At 69.4% G+C, this 23,313-nt stretch carries 24 protein-coding genes; 12 read left to right on the forward strand and 12 right to left on the reverse strand.

Features of this window, described 5'->3' with window-relative positions; genetic code table 11:
• Positions 1-99: 99 nt before the first annotated feature.
• Entirely contained in the window at positions 100-921 is an 822-nt protein-coding gene (locus ACWF0M_RS10570; protein WP_452235531.1) for a helix-turn-helix domain-containing protein, read from the forward strand.
• 13 nt (positions 922-934) lie between these two features.
• Here the strand turns inward: ACWF0M_RS10570 and ACWF0M_RS10575 are convergent, their stop codons facing one another.
• Together ACWF0M_RS10575 and ACWF0M_RS10580 are read right to left on the reverse strand one after the other, a co-directional pair.
• A complete protein-coding gene (locus ACWF0M_RS10575) occupies positions 935-1,366 on the reverse strand; it encodes an organic hydroperoxide resistance protein (RefSeq protein WP_452235364.1) in 432 nt (143 codons plus the stop codon).
• Positions 1,367-1,378: 12 nt separating this feature from the next.
• Entirely contained in the window at positions 1,379-2,332 is a 954-nt protein-coding gene (locus ACWF0M_RS10580) for a quinone oxidoreductase family protein (RefSeq protein ID WP_452235365.1), read from the reverse strand.
• 50 nt (positions 2,333-2,382) lie between these two features.
• Here ACWF0M_RS10580 and ACWF0M_RS10585 point away from each other — a divergent pair, with 50 nt between their 5' ends.
• A complete protein-coding gene (locus ACWF0M_RS10585; RefSeq protein ID WP_452235366.1) occupies positions 2,383-3,033 on the forward strand; it encodes a TetR/AcrR family transcriptional regulator in 651 nt (216 codons plus the stop codon).
• On the opposite strand, the gene ACWF0M_RS10590 is transcribed toward ACWF0M_RS10585, so the two are convergent.
• The 4 genes from ACWF0M_RS10590 to ACWF0M_RS10605 form a co-directional block, all read right to left on the reverse strand.
• The gene (locus tag ACWF0M_RS10590; protein WP_452235367.1) at positions 3,017-3,763 is read right to left on the reverse strand and encodes a sulfite exporter TauE/SafE family protein; all 747 of its coding nucleotides are present in this window, start codon (positions 3,761-3,763) and stop codon (positions 3,017-3,019) included. The genes ACWF0M_RS10585 and ACWF0M_RS10590 overlap by 17 nt on opposite strands.
• A gap of 104 nt (positions 3,764-3,867) precedes the next feature.
• On the reverse strand, positions 3,868-5,010 hold the full coding sequence (locus ACWF0M_RS10595; protein WP_452235368.1) for an SPFH domain-containing protein: 1,143 nt from the start codon (positions 5,008-5,010) through the stop codon (positions 3,868-3,870).
• A gap of 80 nt (positions 5,011-5,090) precedes the next feature.
• A complete protein-coding gene (locus ACWF0M_RS10600; protein ID WP_452235369.1) occupies positions 5,091-5,609 on the reverse strand; it encodes an NfeD family protein in 519 nt (172 codons plus the stop codon).
• A gap of 70 nt (positions 5,610-5,679) precedes the next feature.
• On the reverse strand, positions 5,680-6,462 hold the full coding sequence (locus ACWF0M_RS10605) for an ABC transporter ATP-binding protein (RefSeq protein ID WP_452235370.1): 783 nt from the start codon (positions 6,460-6,462) through the stop codon (positions 5,680-5,682).
• Positions 6,463-6,523: 61 nt separating this feature from the next.
• Between ACWF0M_RS10605 and ACWF0M_RS10610 the strand changes: the two genes are divergently transcribed.
• The 7 genes from ACWF0M_RS10610 to ACWF0M_RS10640 all read left to right on the forward strand — a co-directional run bounded on the left by ACWF0M_RS10610 (position 6,524) and on the right by ACWF0M_RS10640 (position 15,926).
• Positions 6,524-7,258 carry a hypothetical protein gene (locus ACWF0M_RS10610; protein WP_452235371.1) on the forward strand — a complete coding sequence of 245 codons (735 nt, stop codon included), beginning with the start codon at positions 6,524-6,526 and terminating at the stop codon, positions 7,256-7,258.
• A gap of 53 nt (positions 7,259-7,311) precedes the next feature.
• Entirely contained in the window at positions 7,312-8,529 is a 1,218-nt protein-coding gene (gene serB, locus ACWF0M_RS10615; protein ID WP_452235372.1) for a phosphoserine phosphatase SerB, read from the forward strand.
• 18 nt (positions 8,530-8,547) lie between these two features.
• Entirely contained in the window at positions 8,548-9,429 is an 882-nt protein-coding gene (locus tag ACWF0M_RS10620; RefSeq protein WP_452235373.1) for a GNAT family N-acetyltransferase, read from the forward strand.
• Positions 9,430-9,492: 63 nt separating this feature from the next.
• Complete coding sequence (locus ACWF0M_RS10625; protein ID WP_452235374.1) at positions 9,493-10,863, forward strand: glycoside hydrolase family 16 protein; 1,371 nt, start codon at positions 9,493-9,495, stop codon at positions 10,861-10,863.
• A 43-nt stretch (positions 10,864-10,906) separates the two neighbouring features.
• Positions 10,907-11,974 (forward strand): cyanophycinase, encoded by a 1,068-nt coding sequence (locus ACWF0M_RS10630; protein ID WP_452235375.1) that lies wholly within the window; start codon positions 10,907-10,909, stop codon positions 11,972-11,974.
• Positions 11,971-14,787: a cyanophycin synthetase gene (cphA, locus tag ACWF0M_RS10635; protein WP_452235376.1), complete on the forward strand. Its 2,817-nt coding sequence runs from the start codon at positions 11,971-11,973 to the stop codon at positions 14,785-14,787. Before ACWF0M_RS10630 ends, cphA begins: the two co-directional genes overlap by 4 nt.
• Complete coding sequence (locus ACWF0M_RS10640; RefSeq protein ID WP_452235377.1) at positions 14,784-15,926, forward strand: Dyp-type peroxidase; 1,143 nt, start codon at positions 14,784-14,786, stop codon at positions 15,924-15,926. The genes cphA and ACWF0M_RS10640 overlap by 4 nt, the downstream gene beginning before the upstream one ends.
• Here the strand turns inward: ACWF0M_RS10640 and ACWF0M_RS10645 are convergent.
• The 5 genes from ACWF0M_RS10645 to ACWF0M_RS10665 all read right to left on the reverse strand — a co-directional run bounded on the left by ACWF0M_RS10645 (position 15,923) and on the right by ACWF0M_RS10665 (position 20,491).
• Positions 15,923-16,774, reverse strand: a complete 852-nt coding sequence (locus ACWF0M_RS10645; RefSeq protein ID WP_452235532.1) for a hypothetical protein — start codon at positions 16,772-16,774, stop codon at positions 15,923-15,925. The genes ACWF0M_RS10640 and ACWF0M_RS10645 overlap by 4 nt on opposite strands.
• Positions 16,775-16,823: 49 nt before the next feature.
• A complete protein-coding gene (locus ACWF0M_RS10650; protein WP_452235378.1) occupies positions 16,824-18,509 on the reverse strand; it encodes a Mur ligase family protein in 1,686 nt (561 codons plus the stop codon).
• The gene (fabI, locus tag ACWF0M_RS10655) at positions 18,509-19,279 is read right to left on the reverse strand and encodes an enoyl-ACP reductase FabI (protein WP_452235533.1); all 771 of its coding nucleotides are present in this window, start codon (positions 19,277-19,279) and stop codon (positions 18,509-18,511) included. The genes ACWF0M_RS10650 and fabI overlap by 1 nt, the downstream gene beginning before the upstream one ends.
• Before the next feature lie 27 nt (positions 19,280-19,306).
• A complete protein-coding gene (gene fabG, locus ACWF0M_RS10660) occupies positions 19,307-20,011 on the reverse strand; it encodes a 3-oxoacyl-[acyl-carrier-protein] reductase (RefSeq protein WP_452235379.1) in 705 nt (234 codons plus the stop codon).
• 267 nt (positions 20,012-20,278) lie between these two features.
• Positions 20,279-20,491: a dodecin gene (locus ACWF0M_RS10665; RefSeq protein WP_452235380.1), complete on the reverse strand. Its 213-nt coding sequence runs from the start codon at positions 20,489-20,491 to the stop codon at positions 20,279-20,281.
• A gap of 73 nt (positions 20,492-20,564) precedes the next feature.
• Between ACWF0M_RS10665 and ACWF0M_RS10670 the strand changes: the two genes are divergently transcribed.
• Positions 20,565-20,936 (forward strand): DUF3099 domain-containing protein, encoded by a 372-nt coding sequence (locus ACWF0M_RS10670; RefSeq protein ID WP_452235381.1) that lies wholly within the window; start codon positions 20,565-20,567, stop codon positions 20,934-20,936.
• Between the two features lie 190 nt (positions 20,937-21,126).
• Positions 21,127-21,330 carry a hypothetical protein gene (locus ACWF0M_RS10675; RefSeq protein ID WP_452235382.1) on the forward strand — a complete coding sequence of 68 codons (204 nt, stop codon included), beginning with the start codon at positions 21,127-21,129 and terminating at the stop codon, positions 21,328-21,330.
• Positions 21,331-21,405: 75 nt separating this feature from the next.
• Here the strand turns inward: ACWF0M_RS10675 and moaA are convergent, their stop codons facing one another.
• Complete coding sequence (gene moaA / locus ACWF0M_RS10680; RefSeq protein WP_452235383.1) at positions 21,406-22,425, reverse strand: GTP 3',8-cyclase MoaA; 1,020 nt, start codon at positions 22,423-22,425, stop codon at positions 21,406-21,408.
• A gap of 57 nt (positions 22,426-22,482) precedes the next feature.
• On the opposite strand from moaA, the gene ACWF0M_RS10685 reads away from it, so the two are divergent.
• Positions 22,483-23,268 carry an SURF1 family cytochrome oxidase biogenesis protein gene (locus tag ACWF0M_RS10685; RefSeq protein ID WP_452235384.1) on the forward strand — a complete coding sequence of 262 codons (786 nt, stop codon included), beginning with the start codon at positions 22,483-22,485 and terminating at the stop codon, positions 23,266-23,268.
• The last annotated feature ends 45 nt before the right edge of the window (positions 23,269-23,313 follow it).

Here is a 23,313-nt window from a genome sequence, read left to right on the forward strand (position 1 = left end):
CATCACCCGCTGGAATGGGTGGGTGGCTGGGCGTGGGTCAGGTTGAGTGAGCAGACGAGTGTGAGCGGCGGCCAAGAGGGGCCGACCGCCCTCCGAATCATGCTCGGTGGGCAGTTGCGGCGGATGCGTGAATCCGCCGGGATCAGTCGCGCCGACGCGGGCTGGCAGATCCGGGCGTCGGAGTCCAAGGTCAGCCGGATGGAGCTCGGCCGGGTCGGGTTCAAGGAACGCGACGTCAGCGACCTGCTCGAGCTGTACGGGATGGCCGACGACGACGAGCGCTTCCGGTTGATGGAGCTGTCCCGGGCCGCGAACAACCCGGGCTGGTGGTCCCGGTACGGCGACGTGATGCCGAGCTGGTTCGCGAACTACGTCGGGCTCGAGGTCGCCGCGACACTGATCCGGACGTACGAGGTGATGTTCGTCCCGGGCCTGTTGCAGACCGAGGAGTACGCGCGGTCCGTCGTACAGATGGGGAAGTCGCTCCTGCCGCACCGGGAGGTCGACCAGCGGGTGGAGCTGCGGGTGGCCCGGCAGCAGATCCTCACCCGGCCGAACCCGGCGCGGCTGTGGGTCGTCATCGACGAGTCGGTGCTGCACCGGCCGGTCGGCGGCGAGGACGTGATGCGGGCGCAGATCGAGCACCTGCTCAAGTGGTCGCAGCAGCCGAACATCACCCTGCAGGTGATGCCGTTCAGCAGCGTCGGGTACCCCGGCGCCGGCGGCGCGTTCAGCCTGCTGCGGTTTCCAGACGGCGAGCTGCCGGACATCGTCTACATCGAGCACGCGGCCAGCGCGGTCTACCTGGACAAGCTCGAAGAGGTCGACGAGTACGTCGCGATCATGGAAGGGCTGACGATCTCCGCGGCCCCGGTCTCCGCGACCGAGGGCCTCCTGGAAGAGGCCCTCGCGCGGATGTAGCTCGGGCTGTGAGTCAGGCGACCTTGAGGTCGACCTTGATGTTGCCACGGGTGGCGTTGGAGTACGGGCAGACCTGGTGGGCCTTGGCGACGAGGTCCTCGGCGACCGCGCGGTCCAGGCCGGGCAGGCTGACGACCAGCGCGACCTCGAGGCCGTAGCCGGCGCCGCCGTTGATCGGGCCGATGCCGACCTCGGCGGTCACGGTCGAGCCCTCGACGTCCTGACGGGACTTGCGGGCCACGACCTTCAGCGCACTGTGGAAACAGGCCGCGTAACCGGCCGCGAACAGCTGCTCCGGGTTGGTGCCGTTGCCGGACCCACCCATCTCGGCCGGCGGCACGACTACGACGTCGAGCTTGCCGTCGTCGGTGGCGACCTTGCCGTCCCGGCCGCCGTGCGCGGTGGCGCGGGCGGTGTACAGAACCTTCTCAACAGCAATCGTCATAGCTGGTTTCTCCTAGCGAGTCGGGTCGAGCAGGAGCTTGCCGACGGTACGGCGAGCTCGCATGTCTTCATGTGCGGTAGCCACTTCGGACAGCGTGTATTCGCCGCCGACGATCGGGCGGAGCTTGCCGCCCGCGGTGAGGTCGAACAGCTCGGTCAGCGGACCGCCGAGCAACTGCGGGTTCGCGAAGCAGTCGGCCAGCCAGAAACCGGCGATCGTCTTCGAACCCTTCATCAAGCGGCTCGCGTCGATCGGCGCCGCCGACTGCCGGGACGCGGCGCCGAAGGTGACGAGGCGACCGAAGCGGCCGAGCGCGGCGAACGACTCGTCGAACGTCTGACCGCCGACCATCTCGAGCACGATGTCGACGGGCTTGCCGCCGTTCGCCTCGAAGATGCGGTCCTTCAGGCCTTCCGGCGCGCCGTCGATCGCGGCATCCGCGCCCAACTCGAGGACCTGCTTGCGCTTCTCCTCGGTGGAGGCGGTCGCGATCACGCGACCGGCGCCCCAGAGCTTGGCGAGCTGAACCGCGAGCGAGCCGACGCCACCGGCACCGGCGTGCACCAGGACGGACTCCCCCGGCTGCAGGTGCGTCGACGTCTTGAGCAGGTGCCACGCCGTGGTGCCCTGCAGCACGAGCGCCAGCGCGTCCCCGTCACTGACACCTTCCGGAACATCCCAGGCGTACGGCGCGTGCGCCACAGCCTGCTCGGCGTACCCACCGGAACCGACCAGCGCGACCACCCGGCGGCCGTCCGCGGTGTGACCGACGACCTCACCGCCCGGGACCAGCGGGAGCTCTGTCTTGGAGAGGTAGCTGTTCTCGACCTGGTGCGTGTCCGCGTAGTTGATGCCCGCGCGGTCGACCGTGATCAGGACCTGCCCCTCGCCGACGACCGGCGCCGGGACATCGCTGACCTTGAGGACCTCGGGTCCGCCGAATTCGGTGATCTGAATGGCTCGCATACACCGTACTATACACTGTACGTTAGAAGGATCGAAGGGAGGTGCGTCACATGGCCAGGACACCGCGGAACACCCTCAGCGCCGAGCTGATCGTGCGGACCGCGCTCGAGCTGATGGAGTCTCGCGGCACGGACGCTTTCAGTCTGCGCGGCGTCGCCGCCGAGCTGGGTGTCGGACCCATGGCGCTCTACACCTATTTCCGGAACAAGGACGATCTGTACGACGCCGTTCGCGATCACCTGATGGGGCTGCTGCCCGCCGTACCGTCGGACGAGCCGTGGCCGGACCAGGTGCGGGCGGTGTGCCGGTCGCTGCGGCTGCTGATGCTCCAGCATCCTTGCCTTGCGCAACTACTCGCCGGACGGCCGCTGAGCGGGCACGAGACGGCGCGGGTCGCCGAGGGTCTGCTCGGCGTACTGCGGACCGCCGGGTTCGACCCGGAGACGGCCGCGCGCACGCACACGACGCTGTTCACGTACGTGCTCGGTTCGACGTCGTGGGAGATCCAGATGGCGGCCGAACGTCGCGACCCCGAGGCGTGGCGGCGGCTGCGCATGTCGATGGAGTCGCTGTCCGCGCGCGACTTCCCGTCGGTCGTCGAACTCGCGCCGGAGCTCGCCCGGACCACGGGCGGCGACGAACAGTTCGACTACGGCCTGGATCTCCTGCTTTCAGGCCTGCAGGTCAGAACACCATCGTGACGATGGCGAGGACGCCGATGCAGACGATCAGCGCGCGGAGTGCGATCGGCGGGAGCTTCCGGCCGTAGCGGGCGCCGAGGAAACCGCCGATGGTCGATCCGACCGCGATCAGACCGGCCGCCAGCCAGTCGATGTCGTGCACGACGATGAACAGAATCGCGGACGCGGTGTTCACGACCGTCGCGAGGACGTTCTTCAGGCCGTTCATCCGCTGCAGGTTCGAGTCCAGGCCGAGGCCGAGGATCGCCATCAGCAGCACGCCTTGCGCCGCTCCGAAGTACCCGCCGTACACACCGGTGACGAAGACGGCCGGGATCACCCACCACGCGCCGCGGTGCAGATGCGCCGGCGTACTGATCCACTTCGACAGCCACGGCTGGAACGCGACGAGCAGACAGCCCAACAGGATCAGCACCGGTACGACGGCGTGGAACGCGGAGTCTGGCAGCGTGAGCAGCAGCACTCCCCCGACGATGCCGCCGGCCAGCGACGCCGGCACCAGGCGGAGCAGCCGGCCGCGCTGCCCTTCGAGCTCGCGGCGATAGCCGATCGCGCCGGCCGCCGTACCGGGGGCCAGACCGACCGTGTTGCTGACGTTCGCCAGCACCGGAGGGATGCCGACGGCAAGCAACGCGGGGAACGTGAGCAGCGTGCCCGAACCCACCACGGCGTTGATCGTTCCCGCGCCCATCCCCGCCAGCAGGACGAATACCGCCTCGAACCATGTCATCGCTGCAGAACTCTACGCACCTGACCAGGCCCTCGCAGATCTGTCCGACGATTGAACACGCAAGAGCCCTCCCGAAACAGTCCGGGAGGGCTCTCTTGCAATGATCAGCGCTGCGGCGGTTCCTGCACCGGCGGCTCCTGGCTGGGAGCCGGCGACGGGATGCTCGGAGTGGCCTGCCCGCGGGTGCTGACGGCTGCGGACTCGGCCGCCGCGATCGCCTCGCGGACCGCGTTGTCGGCCTCGGCCACCGCGGCCGGCGCGGCGGCTCCCGTGTCGAGCTCCGTCACCTCGCCGTTGGACAGCTCCGGCGCCTCCCAGTTGCCCTCGGCCTTCTGCGTGATGCCGGCCACCTGGCCGACCGCGCTACCGAGACCCTTGAGCGCGTCGCCGATCTCGCTGGGTACGATCCACAGCTTGTTCGCGTCGCCCTGAGCGATCGACGGCAGCATCTGCAGGTACTGGTACGCGAGCAGACCCTGATCCGGCTTGCCGGCGTGGATCGCGTTGAAGACCGTGGTGATGGCCTGCGCCTCACCCTGCGCCTTCAGGATCCGCGCCTCCCGCTCGGCCTGGGCCCGCAGGATCCGGGACTGCTTGTCACCTTCGGCGGTGAGGATCGCGGACTGCTTCTGACCCTCGGCGGACAGCACGGCCGACTGCCGCATACCTTCCGCGGTCAGGATCGCGGCGCGCTTGTCACGGTCGGCGCGCATCTGCTTCTCCATCGAGTCCTGGATCGACGGCGGCGGGTCGATCGAGCGCAGCTCGACCCGGTTGACCCGGATCCCCCACTTGCCGGTCGCCTCGTCCAGCACGTACCGGAGCTTCTCGTTGATCTCCTCACGCGAGGTCAGCGTCTGCTCGAGATCCATGCCGCCGATGATGTTCCGCAGCGTGGTCATCGTGAGCTGCTCGATGGCCTGGATGTAGTTGGAGATCTCGTACGTCGCGCGCACCGGATCGTTCACCTGGAAGTAGATGACGGAGTCGATCGACACCATCAGGTTGTCCTCGGTGATGACACCCTGCGGCGGGAACGCGACCACCTGCTCGCGCATGTCGATGGTGTAGCGGACCTTGTCGACGAACGGAGTCAGCAGGTTCAGGCCCGGCTGCAGGCCGGTCTTGAACTTACCGAACCGCTCGACGATGCCGACGGTCTGCTGCTGCACCACCCGGACGGACTTGACCAAGGTCACGATCACCACCAGGGCGACCAGTGCCAGGACTATGAGGAACGCGGTCACTCGACCCTCCACTCGAACGCTCAGACGGGCAGTCTGCCGCCTACCTCCGACACTACTGCGGGTAGGGGACCACTCAACGCTCAGGACTGCGGCGGGTCCTGGGGTTTCGGGGGCTCGGTGCTGCCGATCTGGTGGTGCAGCGGGTCGCTGACCGGGTACACGACCGCGGTCGCGCCGTCGATCGACATCACCTCGACGCGCGTGCCCGGGGCGATCGTCGACACCTCGTCGTACGGGCGGGCCGTCCACAGCTCGCCGCCGAGCCGGATCGAGCCGCCGCCGTCGGGATGGATCTCCTTGACCACGACACCGGACTTGCCGATCACATGGGCGGAGCCGGTCTTCAGCTCCTGGCCGTGATGGATCTTCCGGACGATCATCGGCCGGATCGCGGCGAGCATCGCGGCCGCGGTCACCAGCCCGACGACGATCTGCAGCCACAGCAGCCCCGGAAAGATCGCCGCCACACCGGCCGCGGTGAGCGCACCGGCGGCCAGCATCAGCAGTGTGAAGTCCAGCGAGGCCAGCTCAGCCAGGCCGAGGACGGCAGCGATCGTCAGCCACGCCGCCCACATGTTGTCCCGCAGCCAATCCATCATTTCCCAAGCCTATCCACGTCGGGGGCTTCAAGTAGATGTTTGGACGCGTCTCGCGGGCTGCGGGATCCGGTCAGAGGGCGCGGGCGGTGTAGCGGCCGTCTTCCTGCTTGAGGGTGAGGGCCAGGTCGAAGGTGTCGCTGAGGTTCTCGGCGGTCAGCGCCTCGTCCATCGGGCCGGCGGCGACGACACGGCCCTGCTTGAGGAGGAGCGCGTGCGTGAAGCCGGGCGGGATCTCCTCGACGTGGTGCGTGACCAGCACCATCGCCGGCGCCCCGACCGCGGTCGCGATCGAGCTGAGCGAGCGGACGAGCTGCTCGCGTCCGGTCAGGTCGAGACCGGCGGCGGGCTCGTCCATCAGCATCAGTTCGGGGTCGGTCATCAGCGCGCGGGCGATCTGCACACGTTTGCGCTCCCCCTCGGACAGTGTGCCGAACGTACGGTCGGACAGGTGCGCGATCCCGAGCTCGGCCAGCAACGCGTCGGCGCGCTGGTGATCGAGTTCGTCGTACTGCTCGATCCATCGGCCGAGGACGGCGTACGACGCCGACATCACGACGTCGGACACCCGCTCGCTCTTCGGCAACCGGTCGGCGAGTGCGGCGCTGGTCAACCCGATCCGCGGCCGCAACTCGAACACGTCGACCGCGCCGAGCACCTCGCCGAGCAGCCCGGCGACCCCGGCCGTCGGGTGCATCTGAGCGGCGAGGATCTGCAGCAGCGTCGTCTTGCCGGCGCCGTTCGGCCCGATCACCACCCACCGGTCGGCCTCGTCGACCGTCCAGTCGATCCCGTCGAGGAGCCGCGCGTCACCGCGGACGATCGTCACACCGGCCAGCTCCGCCACTGCAGTCATACCCAAAACCTAAGGGGTCGCCGTCTGAACAGAGTCGTCGGGTGGTGAGAGACTTGCGGGCGTGCTGACGACCTCCGCCTCGCTACGGTTCACGGTCTGGACGAACGCGATGCTGACCGGTGCCTGCGACCCCGACACCGCCGCGCAGAAGATCCTCGGTGACGACGTCGGTCACCACGTCGCGGGACTCGCCGGGCATCCCGAGCCGGCCACCCTGCCGGTCGCGCTGAATCTGCTGCGCGCCGCGGGTACGACGCAGGCGCATCTCGCCCTGCCGGTGCCGGGTGACCCGATCGGACTGGCCGGACCACCGACCTTCAACGAGGCCGCGTTGGAGACCGGCGAGGCCGTCGTACTGACGGGGCCGGAGCTCGGACTTGTTCCGGCGTACGTCGGTCCTGCGGTGCAGTGGACCGTGCTACCGGCCGCTTCGCCGCTGCCGGCCGACCTCGGTGAGGCGGACCGTGGGTTGCGGATGGCGCTGATCGACGCGGCCGAGTCACTGGCCGCGCTGGATGTGGCGCGCTGGAAGCCGGAGGTCGCGGACGCGCTGATCGACATTCGGCGGATCGGTCAGGGACGCGGTGATGATCTCGCTCCGGGATACGAACCACGCGCGGTGAAGACCGCGGCGACGGCCCGGCGGTGTCTCGCGATCGCGGATGCCGCGCTCGACGACGACGGTGCGGCGGTCACCGGGGCCGAGGCCGATGCTCGGCGGCGCGTGTTGCTCGAGCTGGCGGCTGCGGCGCGGCGGGCGTTGGTGGCGGCCTGCGCGCCGCCGGTTCATGCGTGAGATTTGGACCGGACACTGGACCGTCATCTCATTTAGGTAGCGTTCGGGGTGCGATGACAGAGTCCAGTGAGGTTGAGAGCGGATCGGCCGACCGGCCGACCGTGCTGGTGACGTTGACGGGCAGCGACCGGCCGGGGCTGACGTCCGCCGTACTGTCGACGCTCGCGACCCGTGGGCTCGAGGTGATCGACGCCGAGCAGGTCGTCCTCCGAGGCCGGCTGATCCTCGGCGTCCTGCTGTCCGCGCCGCGCGACCACAAGGAACTCAAGGAAGAGCTGAAGGCACTCGCCGACATCATCGACGTCGACATCTCGGTGAAGAAGGGCGTCGGCGACAACGAACCGCGACGCAAGGGCCGCAGCCAGGTGACCGTGATCGGCCGCCCGCTGTCCGCGGCCGGACTCGCCGCGGTCGCCGGCCGGATCGCCGACACCGGCGCGAACATCGACCGGATCAGCCGGATGGCGCGGTACCCGGTGACCGCGATGGAGTTCGCCGTCTCCGGCGCCGACCCCGAAGCGCTGCGGACCGTCCTCGCACTGGAAGGCGTCCGGCAGGGCCTCGACATCGCCGTCCAGGACGGCGGGCTGTACCGGCGGGCCAAGCGGCTGATCGTGATGGACGTCGACTCGACGCTCATCCAGGGCGAGGTCATCGAGATGCTCGCCGACCACGCCGGCCGACTGGACGAGGTCGCCGCCGTCACCGAGCAGGCGATGCGCGGCGACTTGGACTTCGCCGACTCGCTGCGGAAGCGGGTCGCGGCGCTCGAAGGACTGCCCGCGACGGCCCTCGACGAGGTGTACGCCGCGATCGAGCTGGCTCCCGGTGCGCGCACCTTGGTCCGCACGTTGAAGCGGCTCGGGTACCAGTTCGCGATCGTCAGCGGCGGGTTCAGCCAGATCACCGACAAGCTGGCCGCCGAGCTCGGCATCGACTACGCGAAGGCCAACGAGCTGGAGATCGTCGACGGCACCCTCACCGGCCGCGTCGTCGGCGAGATCGTCGACCGGCCCGGCAAGGCGACCGCGCTGCGCCAGTTCGCCGCGCGCTCCGGTACGCCGTTGTCCCAGACGGTCGCGATCGGCGACGGCGCGAACGACCTCGACATGCTGGCCGCCGCCGGCCTCGGCGTCGCGTTCAACGCCAAGCCGGTCGTCCGCGCGGCCGCCGACACCCACGTGAGCGTCCCGTACCTGGACACGATCCTCTACCTCCTCGGCATCACCCGCGAGGAAGTCGAAGCGGCGGACGCGGAAACCCCGGCCTGATGCGGCACGATCGGGTCCATGGACTTCTCGACCCGCCCTGCCATTCTTGACGATGCCCCCGCAATCCACCGGCTGATCGCGGCGGCGGAGCAGGTCTGGCACGGGCAGCCTCAGTCGGCCCCCGACGCAGTGGCAGCCGATCTGCAGCGCCCCCTCATCACTCTCGACCTCGACACGCTGGTGGTCGAAACAGCGGACGGCGAGCTCATCGCCTGGGTCTGGGTGCACGGCGGGCGGCGCGCGCAGCTCGACGTACATCCGTCGTACGTCGGCCTCGGCCTCGGGACCCAGCTGCTCGACTGGGCGGAGGCGCGGGCCCGCGAGCATGGCAGTGACTGGCTCGCGCAAACGGTCGACGACGCGGACAAGGCCGGCACCGCATTGCTCCGCTCGCGTGGGTACGACGTACTCGCGACGAACTGGTTGCTCGAGCGGCCTGTCTCGGGTGCCGCGCCGGCGGTGCCCGAAGGCGTGACGCTGCGGGCGTTCGCGCCGGGCGACGAGCGGGTGGTGCACCAGGTTGTGCAGGACGCTTTCGACGAGTGGCAACCGCGGCGGCACGAGTACGAGGAATGGGCCAAGACAAGCATCGAGCGCCCCAGCTTCGATCCCGAACTGTCGCCGGTCGCGGTCGCCGGTGACGAGGTGATCGGCGTGGCGCTCAGCCTGCACCTCCCCGACTCCCCCGACGGGTACGTCGAGCAAGTCGCCGTACGCCGCGACCACCGCGGCCGGGGCCTGGCCCGCGCACTGCTGACCGTGGCAGCCCAAGAAGCCGGCCGCCGAGGCAAGCAGACCCTGACCCTCTGGACCCACTCCGGCACCGGCGCCCTGGCGATGTACGAGCGCCTCGGCATGACGGTCCGCCGCAGTACGACGGTGTATCGCACGCAGCTGTGACGAGCTGTTGACACTCCGCCATGAGAGCGCTCACATTGGCCTCATCGAAACCTGGAGGCCATCATGCGATTCCGCCCCATCGCACTCGCCCTGGTCGTTCCACTGCTCGCCGTCGTCTCGATCGGCGTCGCCGCGGAGGCCAACGTCCCACCCCCCGCCGCCGGCTGGACGACCGTCTGGAGCGACGACTTCGACGGCGCCAACGGCGCGCTGCCGTCCGCCGCCAACTGGATCATCGACACCGGCCACGCCTACCCGGGCGGCCCCGGGAACTGGGGTACCGGCGAGATCCAGAACTACACCAACAGCCCCGACAACCTGTCCCTCGACGGCACCGGAAACCTGCGCATCACGCCGCGCCGCGACGGCGCCGGCAACTGGACCTCGGGACGGGTCGAGACGCAACGCAGCGACTTCAAACCGCCGGCCGGCGGGGTGCTGGCGATCGAGAGCCGCATCCAGATGCCGAACGTCACCGGCGACGCCGCGCTCGGGTACTGGCCGGCGTTCTGGGCGCTCGGTTCGCCGTACCGCGGGAACTACTGGAACTGGCCCGGCATCGGCGAGTTCGACATCATGGAGAACGTCAACGGGATCAACTCCGTCTGGGGCGTGCTGCACTGCGGCGTGAACCCCGGCGGCCCGTGCAACGAGACCAGTGGGATCGCCAACAACCGGGCCTGCCCGGGCGCGACCTGCCAGGCCGGGTTCCACACCTACCGCTTCGAGTGGGACACCAGCGTGTCGCCGAACCAGTTGCGCTGGTACGTCGACGGACAGCAATGGCACTCCGTCAGCCAGGGCCAACTACCGGCCGACACGTGGTCGAACATGACCACGCACGCCGGCTACTTCGTGCTGCTGAACGTCGCGATCGGCGGAGCGTTCCCTGATGCGCTCAACGGCCCGACCCCGCGAGCGTCGACGGTGCCCGACAAGCCGATGATCGTCGACTACGTGGCCGTTTCGTCGAAGGGCGGCGGCACCACACCTCCCCCGACGACTCCCCCGCCCGGAGGTGGCGGCAGTGCCTACACCACGCTGCAGGCCGAGTCGTTCCAGCAGCAGGCCGGCACGGGTGTCGAGACGACCACCGACTCCGGCGGCGGCCAGAACCTCATGCAGATCGGCAACGGCGACTGGGCCCTCTACCGCGGCATCGACTTCGGCAGCACGGCGGCAACCCAGTTCGTCGCCCGCGTAGCGTCCGGCGCGGCAGGCGGAATCAGCGGCCTCGTCGAGGTGCGCCTGGACAGCCGCTCGAACGCCCCGATCGGCAGCTTCGCCATCGCCAACACCGGCGGCTGGCAGTCCTGGCGCTCCGTCCCCGCCAACATCTCGCCGGTAACCGGCACCCACGACGTCTACATCACCTTCACCAGCGGCCAACCCGCCGACTACGTAAACCTCAACTGGTTCACCTTCACCCACTAACCGCCGTGGGGGGTGTGGGGAGGGTGGGCTTTAAGCTTCGGCTATGTCAGAACTGCAGGGTGGGGCCGGAGCCCTGTTTGCTATTGGTGGCGCCGAGGACAAGCTGAAGAAGCGGACGGTGCTGCAGGAGTTCGTCGAGGCGGCCGGTGGGTCCAGGGCGCGGATCGTGGTGGTTCCCACCGCGTCCGCGCTCGGGCCCGACGTGATCGACGTGTACCGGGCGTTGTTCGCGGCGCTCGGTGCCGAGAGCGTCGTCGGCGTACGCCCGGAGAACCGTGAGGACGCGGACGACCCGGCGTTCATCGCCCCGTTGCATGACGCGACCGGGATCTTCATGACCGGCGGCAACCAGTTGAAGCTCGCGGGCGTTGTCACCGGTACGGCGTTCGGCCGCGCGGTCACCGCCGCGCATGCGCGTGGTGCGGCCGTCGGCGGTACGTCGGCCGGCGCGAGCATCCTCGCCGAACACATGATCGCGTTCGGCCGCTCCGGCGCCACCCCGCGGCAGCGGATGAGCCAGCTGTCCGGGGGACTCGGCCTGGTCCAGGGCGCGATCGTCGACCAGCATTTCGCCCAGCGGAACCGGTACGGCCGGCTGCTGTCGCTCGTCGCCCAGTCCCCCGGCCTGCTCGGGATCGGCGTCGACGAGGACACCGCGGCGGTCGTCCGCGGCACCCACCTGGAGGTCGTCGGCCGGGGTGCGGTGACGATCTTCGACGGCACCCGGATCACGTCGAACGCCCACAACGCCCAGCGGTCCGAGCCGATTCTCGCGTCCGGTGTCGTCCTGCACGTCCTCCCGGCGACGGCGACGTTCGATCTGCAGGACCGCGTGCTGCTGTCGTACGGCAAGCAGCCGCCGGCGACGGAGATCGCCGAGAAGCAGGCCGCGGAGGCGGATCTTCGCAAGCTCGCCAAGGAGATCGCCGCGGAGGGCGTGTCACCCAAGTACTACGCGGACCGCCAGCGGCGGGCGGGACGCCGTACGTCGAAGAAGTCTGCCCTCTCGATCGGGGCCGGGGAGTCCAGACCGGGGGCGACCGAGCCGATCCCGGCCGGCGCCGAAGCCGACTCCCCCGACCCGACGCAAGCAGACAACGGAACCCCATGACCGAAACGCACGGCACCCCGGCTCCCGACCTGAAGATCATCGAGACCCGCGTCTACCGCGGCCCGAACATCTGGAGCTACGAGCCCGCGATCCACCTGGTCGTCGACCTCGGCTCGCTGGAGAACTTCCCGTCGAACACCATCCCCGGCTTCACCGAGCGGCTGCTCGCCGATCTCCCCCGGCTCGACCAGCACCACTGCTCGCGCGGCCGCAGAGGCGGGTTCATCGAGCGCCTGTACGAAGGCACGTGGCTCGGCCACATCGCCGAGCACGTCTCGCTGCAACTTCAGCAAGAGGCCGGCCACGACATGCGCCGCGGCAAGACGCGCCAGGTCAAAGGCACGCCTGGCGTCTACAACATCACCTACGCGTACGCCGACGAAGCGGTCGGGCTGGCTGCCGGTGAACTCGCCGTACGGTTCGTGAACAACCTCGTCCAGCCCCAAATGAAGGATGGACAGCCGGCCTTCGACTTCACCACCGAGCTGGAGAAGTTCATCAAGCAGGCCGAGCGCACCGCGTTCGGTCCGTCGACGCAGGCGATCGTGGACGAGGCGGTGTCCCGGGACATCCCGTGGATCCGGCTGAACAAGGCCAGCCTGGTCCAGCTCGGGCAGGGCGTGCACGCGAAACGGATCCGCGCCACCATGACGTCCGAGACCGGCTCGATCGCGGTCGATGTCGCCAGCGACAAGGACCTGACCACCCGGCTGCTCGCGTCGGCCGGTCTGCCGGTGCCGCGGTCGGAGTCGGTACGCACGGTCGAGGATGCGGTGTCGATCGCCAACAAGATCGGCTACCCCGTCGTGTGCAAGCCGCTCGACGGCAACCACGGCCGCGGTGTGTGCCTGAACCTGCAGGACGCAGACGCGGTGCGCGAGGCGTTCCCGATCGCGGCCGAGCAGTCCCGGCGCGGTTTCGTGATCGTGGAGAACTTCGTCACCGGCAAGGACTACCGGTGCCTGATCATCAACGGGCGGATGGAGGCGATCGCCGAACGCGTGCCCGCGCACGTGGTCGGCGACGGCCTCCACACCGTGGCCGAACTCGTCGACATCACCAACGCCGACCCGCGGCGCGGTGTCGGCCACGAGAAGATCCTGACCCGGATCACGATCAACAACGCGGCCCGGCAACTGGTGCGCGACCAGGGGTTCGAGCTGGACGACGTACCGCCGGAGGATGTGATGGTGAAGCTGACGCTCACCGGCAACATGTCCACCGGCGGGATCTCGATCGACCGGACCTGGGAGGCGCACCCGGAGAACGTCGAGATCGCCGAGGAGGCGGCCCGGATGATCGGGCTCGACATCGCCGGCATCGACTTCATCTGCCCGGACATCACCCAGCCGGTGCGGGAGACCGGCGGCGCGATCTGCGAGGTGAACGCGGCGCCCGGGTTCCGGATGCACACCAACCCGACGATCGGCGAGCCGCAGTACATCGCGAAGCCGGTGGTGGACATGCTGTTCCCGCCCGGCGCGGTCAGCCGCATCCCGATCGTCGCGGTCACCGGGACGAACGGCAAGACGACCACGTCGCGAATGATCAGCCACGTCTTCAAGGGCATGGGCCGCAAGGTCGGGATGACGTCGACCGACGGCATCGTGATCGACGAGCGGCTGGTGATCCGGCAGGACGCGTCCGGCCCGAAGTCCGCGCGGATGGTGCTGCAGAACCCGCGCGTCGACTTCGCGGTGTTCGAGGTGGCGCGCGGCGGGATCCTGCGCGAGGGACTCGGGTACGAGCGCAACGACGTGGCGGTCGTACTGAACGTGCAGCCGGACCACCTCGGCCTGCGCGGGATCGACACGCTCGAGCAGTTGGCCGACGTGAAGGCCGTGCTGGTCGAGGCGGTACCGCGGACCGGGTACGCCGTACTGAACGCCGACGACCCGCTGGTGCGGAAGATGCGCCGGAAGTGCTCGGGGCAGGTCGTGTGGTTCAGCATGGCCGAGCCGGGCAGCGAGGTCCGCGACTACATCGAGGGGCACTGCCGTCGGGGCGGGCGGGCCGTGGTGCTGGAGCGCTCGGACCTGGGCGACATGATCGTGGTGCGGCACGGCCGCCGGTCGATGCAGCTCGCGTGGACCCACTTGCTGCCGGCAACGTTCGGCGGGCGGGCGATGATGAACGTGCAGAACGCGATGGCGGCGGCCGCGGCGGCGTTCGCGGCGGGTGCGCCGTTGCACGACATCCGGCAGGGGCTGCGGACGTTCAGTACGTCGTACTACCTGTCGCCGGGCCGGCTGAACGAGATCGACGTCGACGGGCGGACCGTGATCGTCGACTACTGCCACAACGCGCCCGCGATGCGGATGCTCGGCGACTTCGTCGACCGGATCGGGGAGAGCCTGAGCGCGTCGTCCGAAGTCGGGCGGCCGTCGCGGATCGGCGTGATCGCGACCGCGGGCGACCGGCGCGACGACGACATCCGCGAACTCGGTGAGGTCGCGGCGCAGCACTTCGACGTGGTCGTCGTCCGCGAGGACGCCCGGCTCCGCGGGCGCAAGCGCGGCGAGTCGGCAGGACTGGTGCGGGCCGGCGTACAGGCCGCGATGGACAGCGGCGCGCGGTGCCGCCGGGTGGACGTCGTACTCGACGAACTCGAAGCCGTGCGGTACGCGCTGGGCCTGTCGAACCCGGGTGATCTCGTGATCCTGTGCGTCGATCAGCATCAGTCGGTCCTCGCCGAGCTCGAGTCGGTGTCGCACCTGGCGCAGGCCGGGGCCCGGTCCGGCGACGAGGGCGGTGACCCCGACTTCGTACAGCCCGACGAAGAGGTCACCGAGGAGACGCCCAGCGTCAAGTGACCACCAGACGACAGTTCTTCGGGTACGCCGGTGCGGCCGCCGCAGGCGCCGCGGCCACAGCAGGCGCCGTTGTTGCTCTCGACAACGATCCCGAGACGCCTGTTTCGCGGACGATTTCGCCGTACGGCGAGCACCAGGCGGGGATTGCTCTGGCCGCGCCCGCTGCGGCCGAGTTGGTGAGCTTCAGGCTCGGGACCGATCGGGTCGGGCTCGGGCGGTTGATGCGGCTCTGGACGAATGACCTCGTCGCGTTGGCCGATGGGCAGGCAGCGCCGGAGCTGGTGGCCAACAAGGGCGTGACGGTGACGGTCGGGTTCGGGCCGCGGGTGTTCGAGCTGACCGGCCGGCGGCCGCCGGGCCTCGACGACCTGCCGGTGATGAAGCACGACCGCCTGGAGCCCGCCTGGTCGGGCGGTGACCTACTGGTGATGGTCGGCGCCGACGACACGGTCAGCGTCGTGCACGCCGTACGCCGGTTGATCGCGGACGCGAAACCGTTCGCGACCCCGCTCTGGCGCCAGACCGGCTTCTGGGACAGCACCGGCCCGGACGGCAAACCAGTCACCGGGCGCAACCTGTTCGGCCAGGTCGACGGCACCGGCAACCCCGCCTTCGGTACGCCGGAATTCGACCAGACCGTGTGGTCCGCCGACGGGCCCGACTGGTTCCGCGGGGGTACGACGCTCGTCGTACGGCGGATCCGGCTGAACCTCGACGCCTGGGACGAACTCGCCCGCTCCGAGCAGGAACGCGCCGTCGGCCGCAAACTCTCCACCGGCGCACCGCTCACCGGCACCGCCGAACACGACGAACTCGACCTCGAGGCCCGCGACGCCGACGGCAAGCTCGTCATCGCGCAGAACGCGCACGCCCGCCTCGCGCACCACAGTGAGAACGACGGGCGCCGCATCTTCCGCAAGGGCCTGAACTACGTCCACGACACCGGCGCGACCCGCGAGTCCGGCCTGATCTTCCTCAGCCACCAGGCCGACGTCGCGGGCCAGTTCCTCCCGCTGCTCGCGCGCCTGGACGCTGTCGACGCGCTCAACGAGTGGACCACCGCGATCGGCTCCGCGGTCTTCGCCCTCCCACCCGGCTTCCAGCCCGGCGGGTGGCTCGGCCAGAAACTTCTCGGCTAGTTCACCGGCTGGCGACGTGGGAGCAGTCGCCGACGGGGCTCGTCCTGGTCGATCCAGTCGAGGTCGTCGGACAGTACGGCGTCGTTCGACTTGTCGGCGTACGGGTCCACGGGCGGCGGTGGCGGCGGCAGGGCGCGGAGCTTGAGCGCCACCATCGGAATCGCGAGCAGGACCCCGACCACCATCCACGGCCAGTACTCGCGCAGCAGCGGCTCGAACGACTGGAAGAACGCCTCCGTCGACGCGTCACCGACCGCGTCCATCGGCTTCCCGGTCGACTGGCTCACCAACCGCACGGACGCGACGATGCCGAAGCACGCCAGGTAGAACGCGGTCAGCGGGATCCACGACCCCACCGACCGCCAGCCGCGCTTCCAGCACGCGACGTACAGCAGCACCGCGAGCCCGGCGCCGACCAACAGACCGTTCAACTGCCACAGCCACCGCCAGTCGGCCAACTGCTCGGCGGGCCGCAGCGCGGTCCAGGCCACCGGCAGCGCCAGCGCGAACGCCGCGACCACCGAACTCCTGGTGCCCAGGGCACCGAAGAACCCGCCCAGAGCACTTGCCACCAGCAACGTGATCAGCAGATCGCGCTGTCCGAACGAGTTCCCGGTCAGCCACCACATGCCCGCGGCAACGACCAGCACGACCGGTACGGCGATCCGGATCCGCCCGATCAGCAGCCCGGCCAGTACGCCGCCGGCGATCCCGCCGAGCACCACCAGATCGATCCGCGGCGGCACGAAGTACGTCGTACCCTCCGGCAGGCCCTTCAGATACGTCGCGGAGAAGCCGCCCACGAACCAGGCGACCACCGCGGCCGGAATCGACCACAGGTAGCGCATCACAACCCCGTTCCCACCCCAACCATCCCGGTCAAGGGGGCGGACGGGGCTAGTGCTGGGCTCTCTCGACCTTGCTCTTCAAGGTCTCCGGTGTGTCGACAGTAGCTCCCTCGGACCGCAACCAGCTGTCAAGACTCGCCCGATCCTGCAGAGACATGACCGCCACCACATCCCCTGCCCGCGCCTCGGCGACCAGCGCCTGCGCCGCCGCCAGCTCGGTCGGGAACGCCGGTACGTCGTCCACGCCGACCGACGCCGCGCCCTCGCGGAACACCGCCTCGAGCTCCTCCGGCGGCCGTCCGCGCAGGTAGTCGCTCTTGTGGCCGATCGCCACCCGGTCGGTCGCCCGCGCACCCATCGCGCCGAGTGTCGCGACCATGTCGTCGGCCCGGTCCCCCGGCGATCCGAGCGCCAGCATCAGCCGACCGCCGGCCGGACGGACGCCGTTCATGATCTCGAGCAACGCCTCCAGCCCGGCCTCGTTGTGGGCGAGGTCGATGACGACGGTGAAGTCGCGCAGCGAGTACATGTTCATCCGGCCGGGGTTGTTCTCGTTCGGCGCGAACGTGGTCAGGCCCTCGACCACCGCCGCCCGCGGCAACCCCAGACCGAGCGCCGCCGACGCCGCGGCCAGCGTGTTCTCGACGTTGTAGTGCGACAGGCCGGACAGCGTCATCGGTACGTCGACGACCTTGAGCAACGGCTCCGGGTCGCGGGTGTTGTCGAGCACCGTGACGAACCCGTCCAGCACGGTCGTCGCCCGGCCGCCTTCGTCGAGCACGGTCCGGATCGACGGGGAGTCGGAGTCGCGGGAGAACACCCAGCACTTGGCCGGCGAACCGAGCCGCATCGCGAACGTCCGCGGGTCGTCGCCGTTCACCACACACCAGCCGCGCGGCCGGGTGATCCGCGTGATCACCGCCTTCACCTCGGCGAGCTGGTCGACGGTGTCGATCCCGCCCAGGCCGAGGTGGTCCGCGCTCACGTTGGTGACCACCGAGACGTCGTTGTACGCGACGCCGATCCCGCGGCGCAGGATCCCGCCGCGGGCGGTCTCGGTCACCGCGAGCTGGATCCCCGGCTGGGACAGCACCTGCCCGGCGCCGCTCGGCCCGGAGAAGTCGCCGTACTTCACCAGTTCGCCGTCGAAGTACACGCCGTCGGTACTCGACCAGCCGACGTGCAGCCCGGCGGCACGCCCGATGTGCGCGATCATCCGCGAGGTCGTGGTCTTGCCGTTCGTCCCGGTCACCGCGACGACCGGCACCTTCGGCCGCAGCGTCGGCGGCGGGTTGCCCGGCGGCTCGTCCCGCACCCGCTCGCCCACGGCCGCGATCAACTCACTCAGATCGTCGGCCCCGAACGCGTCCAGCACCTCGACGATCGCCGCCCCGAGCGCCCGCGCCCGTCCCTCGTGCGCCCACGGGAACGCCACCACGAGCCGCCGTACGTCGGACTCCGGGCGGACCCGGACGCCGATCCGCCCGATCCCGGCCTCCCGGGCGATCCGCCGTACGACGTGACCAACGACCCGGATCGCGAACCGCTGCCGGAACCCGGACCCGATCCGGCCCGGCCGGGTGGTGCCGAGACCGATCGCCTGTCCATAGGCTTTCGCCGAGGGCGCGGGCGCGTCCGCGATCGCCGACACGTCCAGCGTCAGCTTGATCGCGGCGCGGCTGAAGTAGAGATTGGCGCCGTCGAGAACGCGGAGCTCTACCAAGGAAGTTGCCACTACGCTCCCATCGCGTGGTAGCCGCCGTCGACGTGAATGATCTCGCCGGTGGTCGCGGGGAAGAAGTCACTGAGCAGAGCGACGATGGTGCGCCCGGTCGGCTCCAGGTCGGACGGGTCCCAGCCCAGCGGGGCGCGGTCCAGCCACGGCTCCTCGAACTTCTCGAAGCCCGGGATCGCCTTCGCGGCCAGGGTCTTCAGCGGACCGGCCGAGACCAGGTTGCACCGGATGCCCTGGGCGCCGAGGTCGCGCGCCAGGTACCGGCTGGTGGACTCGAGAGCGGCCTTGGCCACCCCCATCCAGTCGTACCCGGGCCAGGCCACGGTCGCGTCGAAGGTCATCCCGACGACGCTGCCGCCACGGCTCATCAGCGGCGCGCAGGTCACGGCCAGCGCCTTCAGGCTGTACGCCGACACGTGGACGGCCTGCGCCACGTCGTCCCACGGACCCTCGAGGAACTTGCCGCCGAGGATCGTCTCCGGGTTCCCGTACGCGATCGAGTGCACGACCCCGTCCAGCCCGTCGACATGTTCACGGACGGCGTCCGGCAGCGCGGCCAGGTGGTCCGCGTTCGTGACGTCGAGCTCCAGCACCGGAGGCTCGGTCGGCAGCCGTTTCGCGATCCGCTTGGTGATGCTGAGCGCGCGGCCGAAGTTCGAGATCAGCACGGTGGCGCCTTGTTCCTGCGCCACCTTGGCCGTGGCGAAGCCGATCGACGAGTCGAGGGTGACTCCGGCGACCAGGATCCGCTTGCCGTCGAGGATGCCCACCGGCATGCCCTTTCTAGTGAAGGTTTCTCAGTTGCCCATGCCGATGCCGCCGTCGACCGGGATCACCGCGCCGGTGATGTAGCCGGCCTCCTCCGACGACAGCCAGCGGACCGCGTTCGCGATCTCCTCGGTCAGACCGAAGCGGCCGAGCGGGATCTGGCTCAGGTACTGCTTCTGGGTCTCCTCCGGCAGGACCGCGGTCATGTCGGTCTCGACGAAGCCGGGCGCGACCACGTTCGCGGTGATGCCGCGGCTGCCCAGCTCGCGGGCGATCGAGCGGGCCATGCCGATCAGGCCGGACTTGCTGGCCGCGTAGTTCACCTGGCCGGGCGAGCCGAGCAGGCCGACCACGGACGAGATGAAGACGATCCGGCCCTTGCGCAGCCGCAGCATGCCCTTCGCGGCCCGGCGCGCGACCCGGAACGACCCGGTGAGGTTGGTCTCGATGACCGCGTCCCAGTCGTCGTCGGACATCCGCAGCAGCAGTGTGTCGCGGGTGATACCGGCGTTCGCCACCAGCACCTCGACCGGCCCGTGCTGCTCCGCGATCGTGTCGAAGGCGGCGTCGACCTGCGCCTGGTCGGTGATGTCGCATTGCACGCCCAGGAAGCCCTCCGGCGGCGGGCTCGTGTTGTACGTGACGGCGACCTGGTCGCCCGCCTCTTTGAACGCGGTCGCGATCGCCAGCCCGATCCCACGGCTACCGCCGGTCACCAGCACAGACCTACCCACAAGCCCTCCTCACATCGTCGGACGGAGGAACGCTATCGCGAATCCACCCCCACTCCGCGCAAGGGGTTACCCGGCCCTCCGGACCGTCCACCTCCCCAGCCAGAGGCCCTCGTCGCGCCCGGTCCGGGACCGGACCGTGGCGTGCAGACCCAGCTGGGTCGAGTCGTGGCGAATGGCTTCCGCTGTCAACCGCGAGTCGTGGATCGAGGCCCCCGAGTACGGCGTGTCTCCGCCGAATCCCACGACTCGACGAACGGGCGGGCCGGCTCAGGAGTCTTCGAGGCGGAAGCCGACCTTCATGGTCACCTGGTAGTGGTCGATCTGGTTGTCCTCGATATGGCCGCGGATCTCGCCGACCTCGAACCAGTCGAGGTGCCGCAGGGTCTCGCCGGCCCGGGCGATGCCGTTGGTGATCGCCTGGTTGATGCCCTCTTTCGAGGTGCCGACGATCTCCGTGACCCGGTAGGTGCGATCGGTCATGACGAACCTCTCTCCATCCGGCTGCGCCGGGGCGGTCGGCGCGGCGTACCGTTGTTCCTGGTGAGGAGGATAGATGTCGAAACGCCATGAGCGCAGCGACGCGACCGTCATCTCGGTGACCAGTGCGCAACCCGGCCGGTCCGAGGATCTGGACAGCCGGATCGTGCGCTACGCGTGGATGATGTCGATCCGGATCGTCTGCTTCGTGCTCGCCGTGATCACTCCGTCGCCGTGGCGCTGGCTGTTCGTCGTCGGCGCGATCGCCTTGCCGTACTTCGCTGTGGTCCTGGCGAACGCCCATCGGTCCGTGACGACACCCGCAGCGGTGCCGTACGTCGCGCCCGCGCGGCCCTCGATCGGGGAGCGCCCGACGGTCGTCGTACCCACTGAAGACGACACTCCTCGGGACACTTTTCAGGACCGTCCGGCCGACACCGAAAAGTGATCATGGCCGGGACTGGAAAACTTGGACTGATCCGTGTCAGAATCTCCCGCGTGCTCTGAAGTTCATGAGTGGAATTCAGGGACTTGATGCGGCGTCGGACGGCTCCCCCCGTGGCTGTCCGACGTCGCTTCATTTTGCCCAGGCTATTGATTATTGAGGCATCAGGAATGCAGAGGAATGGCACCCGCGGATGAGTGAAGAAGGTACGCCCGCGGTCTGCTCGGCCAAGGGCTGCGGCAACCCGGCCACCTGGGCAGTGCTGTGGAACAACCCGAAGATCCACACCCCCGACCGGCGCAAGACCTGGCTGGCCTGCGACGAACACAAGGACAGCTTGTCCGACTTCCTCGACCGCAGATCATTCCTGCGCGAGGTGCAGCCATTCAGCGCGTGAATGCCGCGTAGCGAAAAACCACATTTCCGGATTGGGCCGGAACGGCGTGGGATTGCGAGCTCCGCTCGCGGGCACTCAACCGCCGATCGCGGACATCGGGCGGGACGGTTGCAGGAAGCTCGGGTCGTTGATGCCGTGACCCGGAAGTTTGTTGAGCATCGCGCGACGCCAGCGGTCGGCCAGTTCGGCGTCGTCGGCGCCGTCGCGGAGCGCGGTCCGCAGGTCGGACTCGGTGCGCGCGAACAGGCAGTCCCGGACCTGCCCGTCGGCGGTCAGCCGGACCCGGTCGCAGTCCCCGCAGAACGGCCGCGTGACGGAGGCGATGATGCCGACCGTCTGCGGTCCGCCGGCGACCAGGAACGACTCGGCCGGCGCACTTCCGCGTTTCGACGCGTCGTCCGGCGTCAGGTGGAACCGCTCGGTGAGCATTGCGAGAATCTCGTCCGCCGTGATCATCGTCGACCGGTCCCAGCCGTGCTGCGCATCCAGCGGCATCTGCTCGATGAACCGCAGTTCGTAACCGCGCTCGAGGCAGAACTCCAGCAATTGCGGTGCGCCCGCGTCATTCACGCCGCGCATGAGGACCGCATTGACCTTCACGGGCGTGAGGCCGGCGTCGTGCGCGGCCTCCAGCCCGGCGATCACGTCCCGCAAACGGTCCCGGCGGGTGAGTTCCTTGAACGTTTCCTGGTCGACGGTGTCGAGACTCACATTCACCCGGTCCAGGCCGGCGTCCTTCAACGCGGCGGCCTGCCGGGCGAGGCCGATCCCGTTCGTGGTCAGCGACACCTCGGGACGCGGCGCGAGTGCCGTCGTACGGGCGACGATGTCGACCAGCCCGCGGCGTAGCAGCGGTTCGCCGCCGGTGAAGCGGATCTCGTGGACGCCCAGCTGCGTGACCGCGACCGAAACCAGGCGGACGACCTCGTCGTCCGTGAGCAGTTCGGGCTTCGCGAGCCAGTCCAGGCCCTCTTCCGGCATGCAGTACGTGCAGCGCAGGTTGCAGCGGTCCGTGAGCGACACCCGCAGGTCGGTCGCCGACCGGCCGTAGCGGTCCGCCAGACCCGTTCGCGTTGCTTCCTGGATCGCCGTCACGACCCCAGCGTACGTGCCGGGCGTCGGTCGTTTCAGGGCATGGCTTAAGTTCGAGACGTGGGTCGCTTGCTGAACATCCGTTGGATCGTCGCCGCGCTGGCTGTTATCGCACTCGCCGGCGTGTGCGTGGAGCTCGGTCGTTGGCAGCTGCACCGCCTCGACGAACGCAAGGCACGCAACACGGTGACCCGGACCAACCTGGCCGCCCCGGCTGCCCCGATCGACCAGATCCTCGGTCCGCCGGGCGTCGTCGGCGACCAGCACGCGTGGCGCACCGTCGTGCTCTCCGGGCGGTACGACGCCTCGAAGCAGGTCGTCCTGAAGTACCGCAACCTGCAGGACAAGCCGGGCTTCGAGATCGTCACGCCGCTGGTCCTCGCGGACGGGAAGGCGGTCCTGGTCGACCGCGGCTTCCTGGCGCGCCAGAGCTCGGAGCTGATGCCGCTGCACGTTCCCGCCGTACCGGCCGGCGAGGTGACCGTCACCGGCCGCCTGCAGCGCAGCGAACGCGGCGGCCACACGAACGGCGGAACCCCGGACGACGGTACGGCGCGACTCATCAACGGCCCGGACTACGCGAAGGTGCTCGGGCTGAACCTGTACGACGGGTACGTCATGGTCGACAAGCAGGAGCCGGCGAACGACCCTTCGTTCGCGACGTTCCCCGGCCCGGAGATCGACGACGGCCCGCACTTCTTCTACGCCCTGCAGTGGTTCTTCTTCGCGCTGCTGGCCCTCGGTGGACTCGTCTACTTCTCCCGGCAGCAAGCGACCGCCGAGAAGCCCGCGGAGCAGCAGCCCGAAGCCGCCGAACGGTCCCAGGCGCACGCAGCCGCCGACTGAGGACTGCCCGTTGCCTTGCGCAACGACGGTGCTTGCCATCGGCAC

The sequence above is a fragment of the Kribbella sp. NPDC055110 genome, from assembly GCF_053607525.1.

Bases quoted from the DNA above. Each gene is read 5' to 3' on its own strand.
- ACWF0M_RS10575 (WP_452235364.1), bottom strand. From the start codon at position 1,366: ATGACGATTGCTGTTGAGAAGGTTCTGTACACCGCCCGCGCCACCGCG.
- ACWF0M_RS10590 (WP_452235367.1), bottom strand. From the start codon at position 3,763: ATGACATGGTTCGAGGCGGTATTCGTCCTGCTGGCGGGGATGGGCGCG.
- ACWF0M_RS10670 (WP_452235381.1), top strand. From the start codon at position 20,565: ATGTCGAAACGCCATGAGCGCAGCGACGCGACCGTCATCTCGGTGACC.
- ACWF0M_RS10630 (WP_452235375.1), top strand. From the start codon at position 10,907: ATGTCAGAACTGCAGGGTGGGGCCGGAGCCCTGTTTGCTATTGGTGGC.
- ACWF0M_RS10585 (WP_452235366.1), top strand. From the start codon at position 2,383: ATGGCCAGGACACCGCGGAACACCCTCAGCGCCGAGCTGATCGTGCGG.
- ACWF0M_RS10620 (WP_452235373.1), top strand. From the start codon at position 8,548: ATGGACTTCTCGACCCGCCCTGCCATTCTTGACGATGCCCCCGCAATC.
- ACWF0M_RS10625 (WP_452235374.1), top strand. From the start codon at position 9,493: ATGCGATTCCGCCCCATCGCACTCGCCCTGGTCGTTCCACTGCTCGCC.
- ACWF0M_RS10600 (WP_452235369.1), bottom strand. From the start codon at position 5,609: ATGATGGATTGGCTGCGGGACAACATGTGGGCGGCGTGGCTGACGATC.
- ACWF0M_RS10580 (WP_452235365.1), bottom strand. From the start codon at position 2,332: ATGCGAGCCATTCAGATCACCGAATTCGGCGGACCCGAGGTCCTCAAG.
- ACWF0M_RS10645 (WP_452235532.1), bottom strand. From the start codon at position 16,774: ATGCGCTACCTGTGGTCGATTCCGGCCGCGGTGGTCGCCTGGTTCGTG.
- ACWF0M_RS10665 (WP_452235380.1), bottom strand. From the start codon at position 20,491: ATGACCGATCGCACCTACCGGGTCACGGAGATCGTCGGCACCTCGAAA.
- serB (WP_452235372.1), top strand. From the start codon at position 7,312: ATGACAGAGTCCAGTGAGGTTGAGAGCGGATCGGCCGACCGGCCGACC.
- ACWF0M_RS10605 (WP_452235370.1), bottom strand. From the start codon at position 6,462: ATGACTGCAGTGGCGGAGCTGGCCGGTGTGACGATCGTCCGCGGTGAC.
- ACWF0M_RS10570 (WP_452235531.1), top strand. From the start codon at position 100: ATGCTCGGTGGGCAGTTGCGGCGGATGCGTGAATCCGCCGGGATCAGT.
- ACWF0M_RS10675 (WP_452235382.1), top strand. From the start codon at position 21,127: ATGAGTGAAGAAGGTACGCCCGCGGTCTGCTCGGCCAAGGGCTGCGGC.
- cphA (WP_452235376.1), top strand. From the start codon at position 11,971: ATGACCGAAACGCACGGCACCCCGGCTCCCGACCTGAAGATCATCGAG.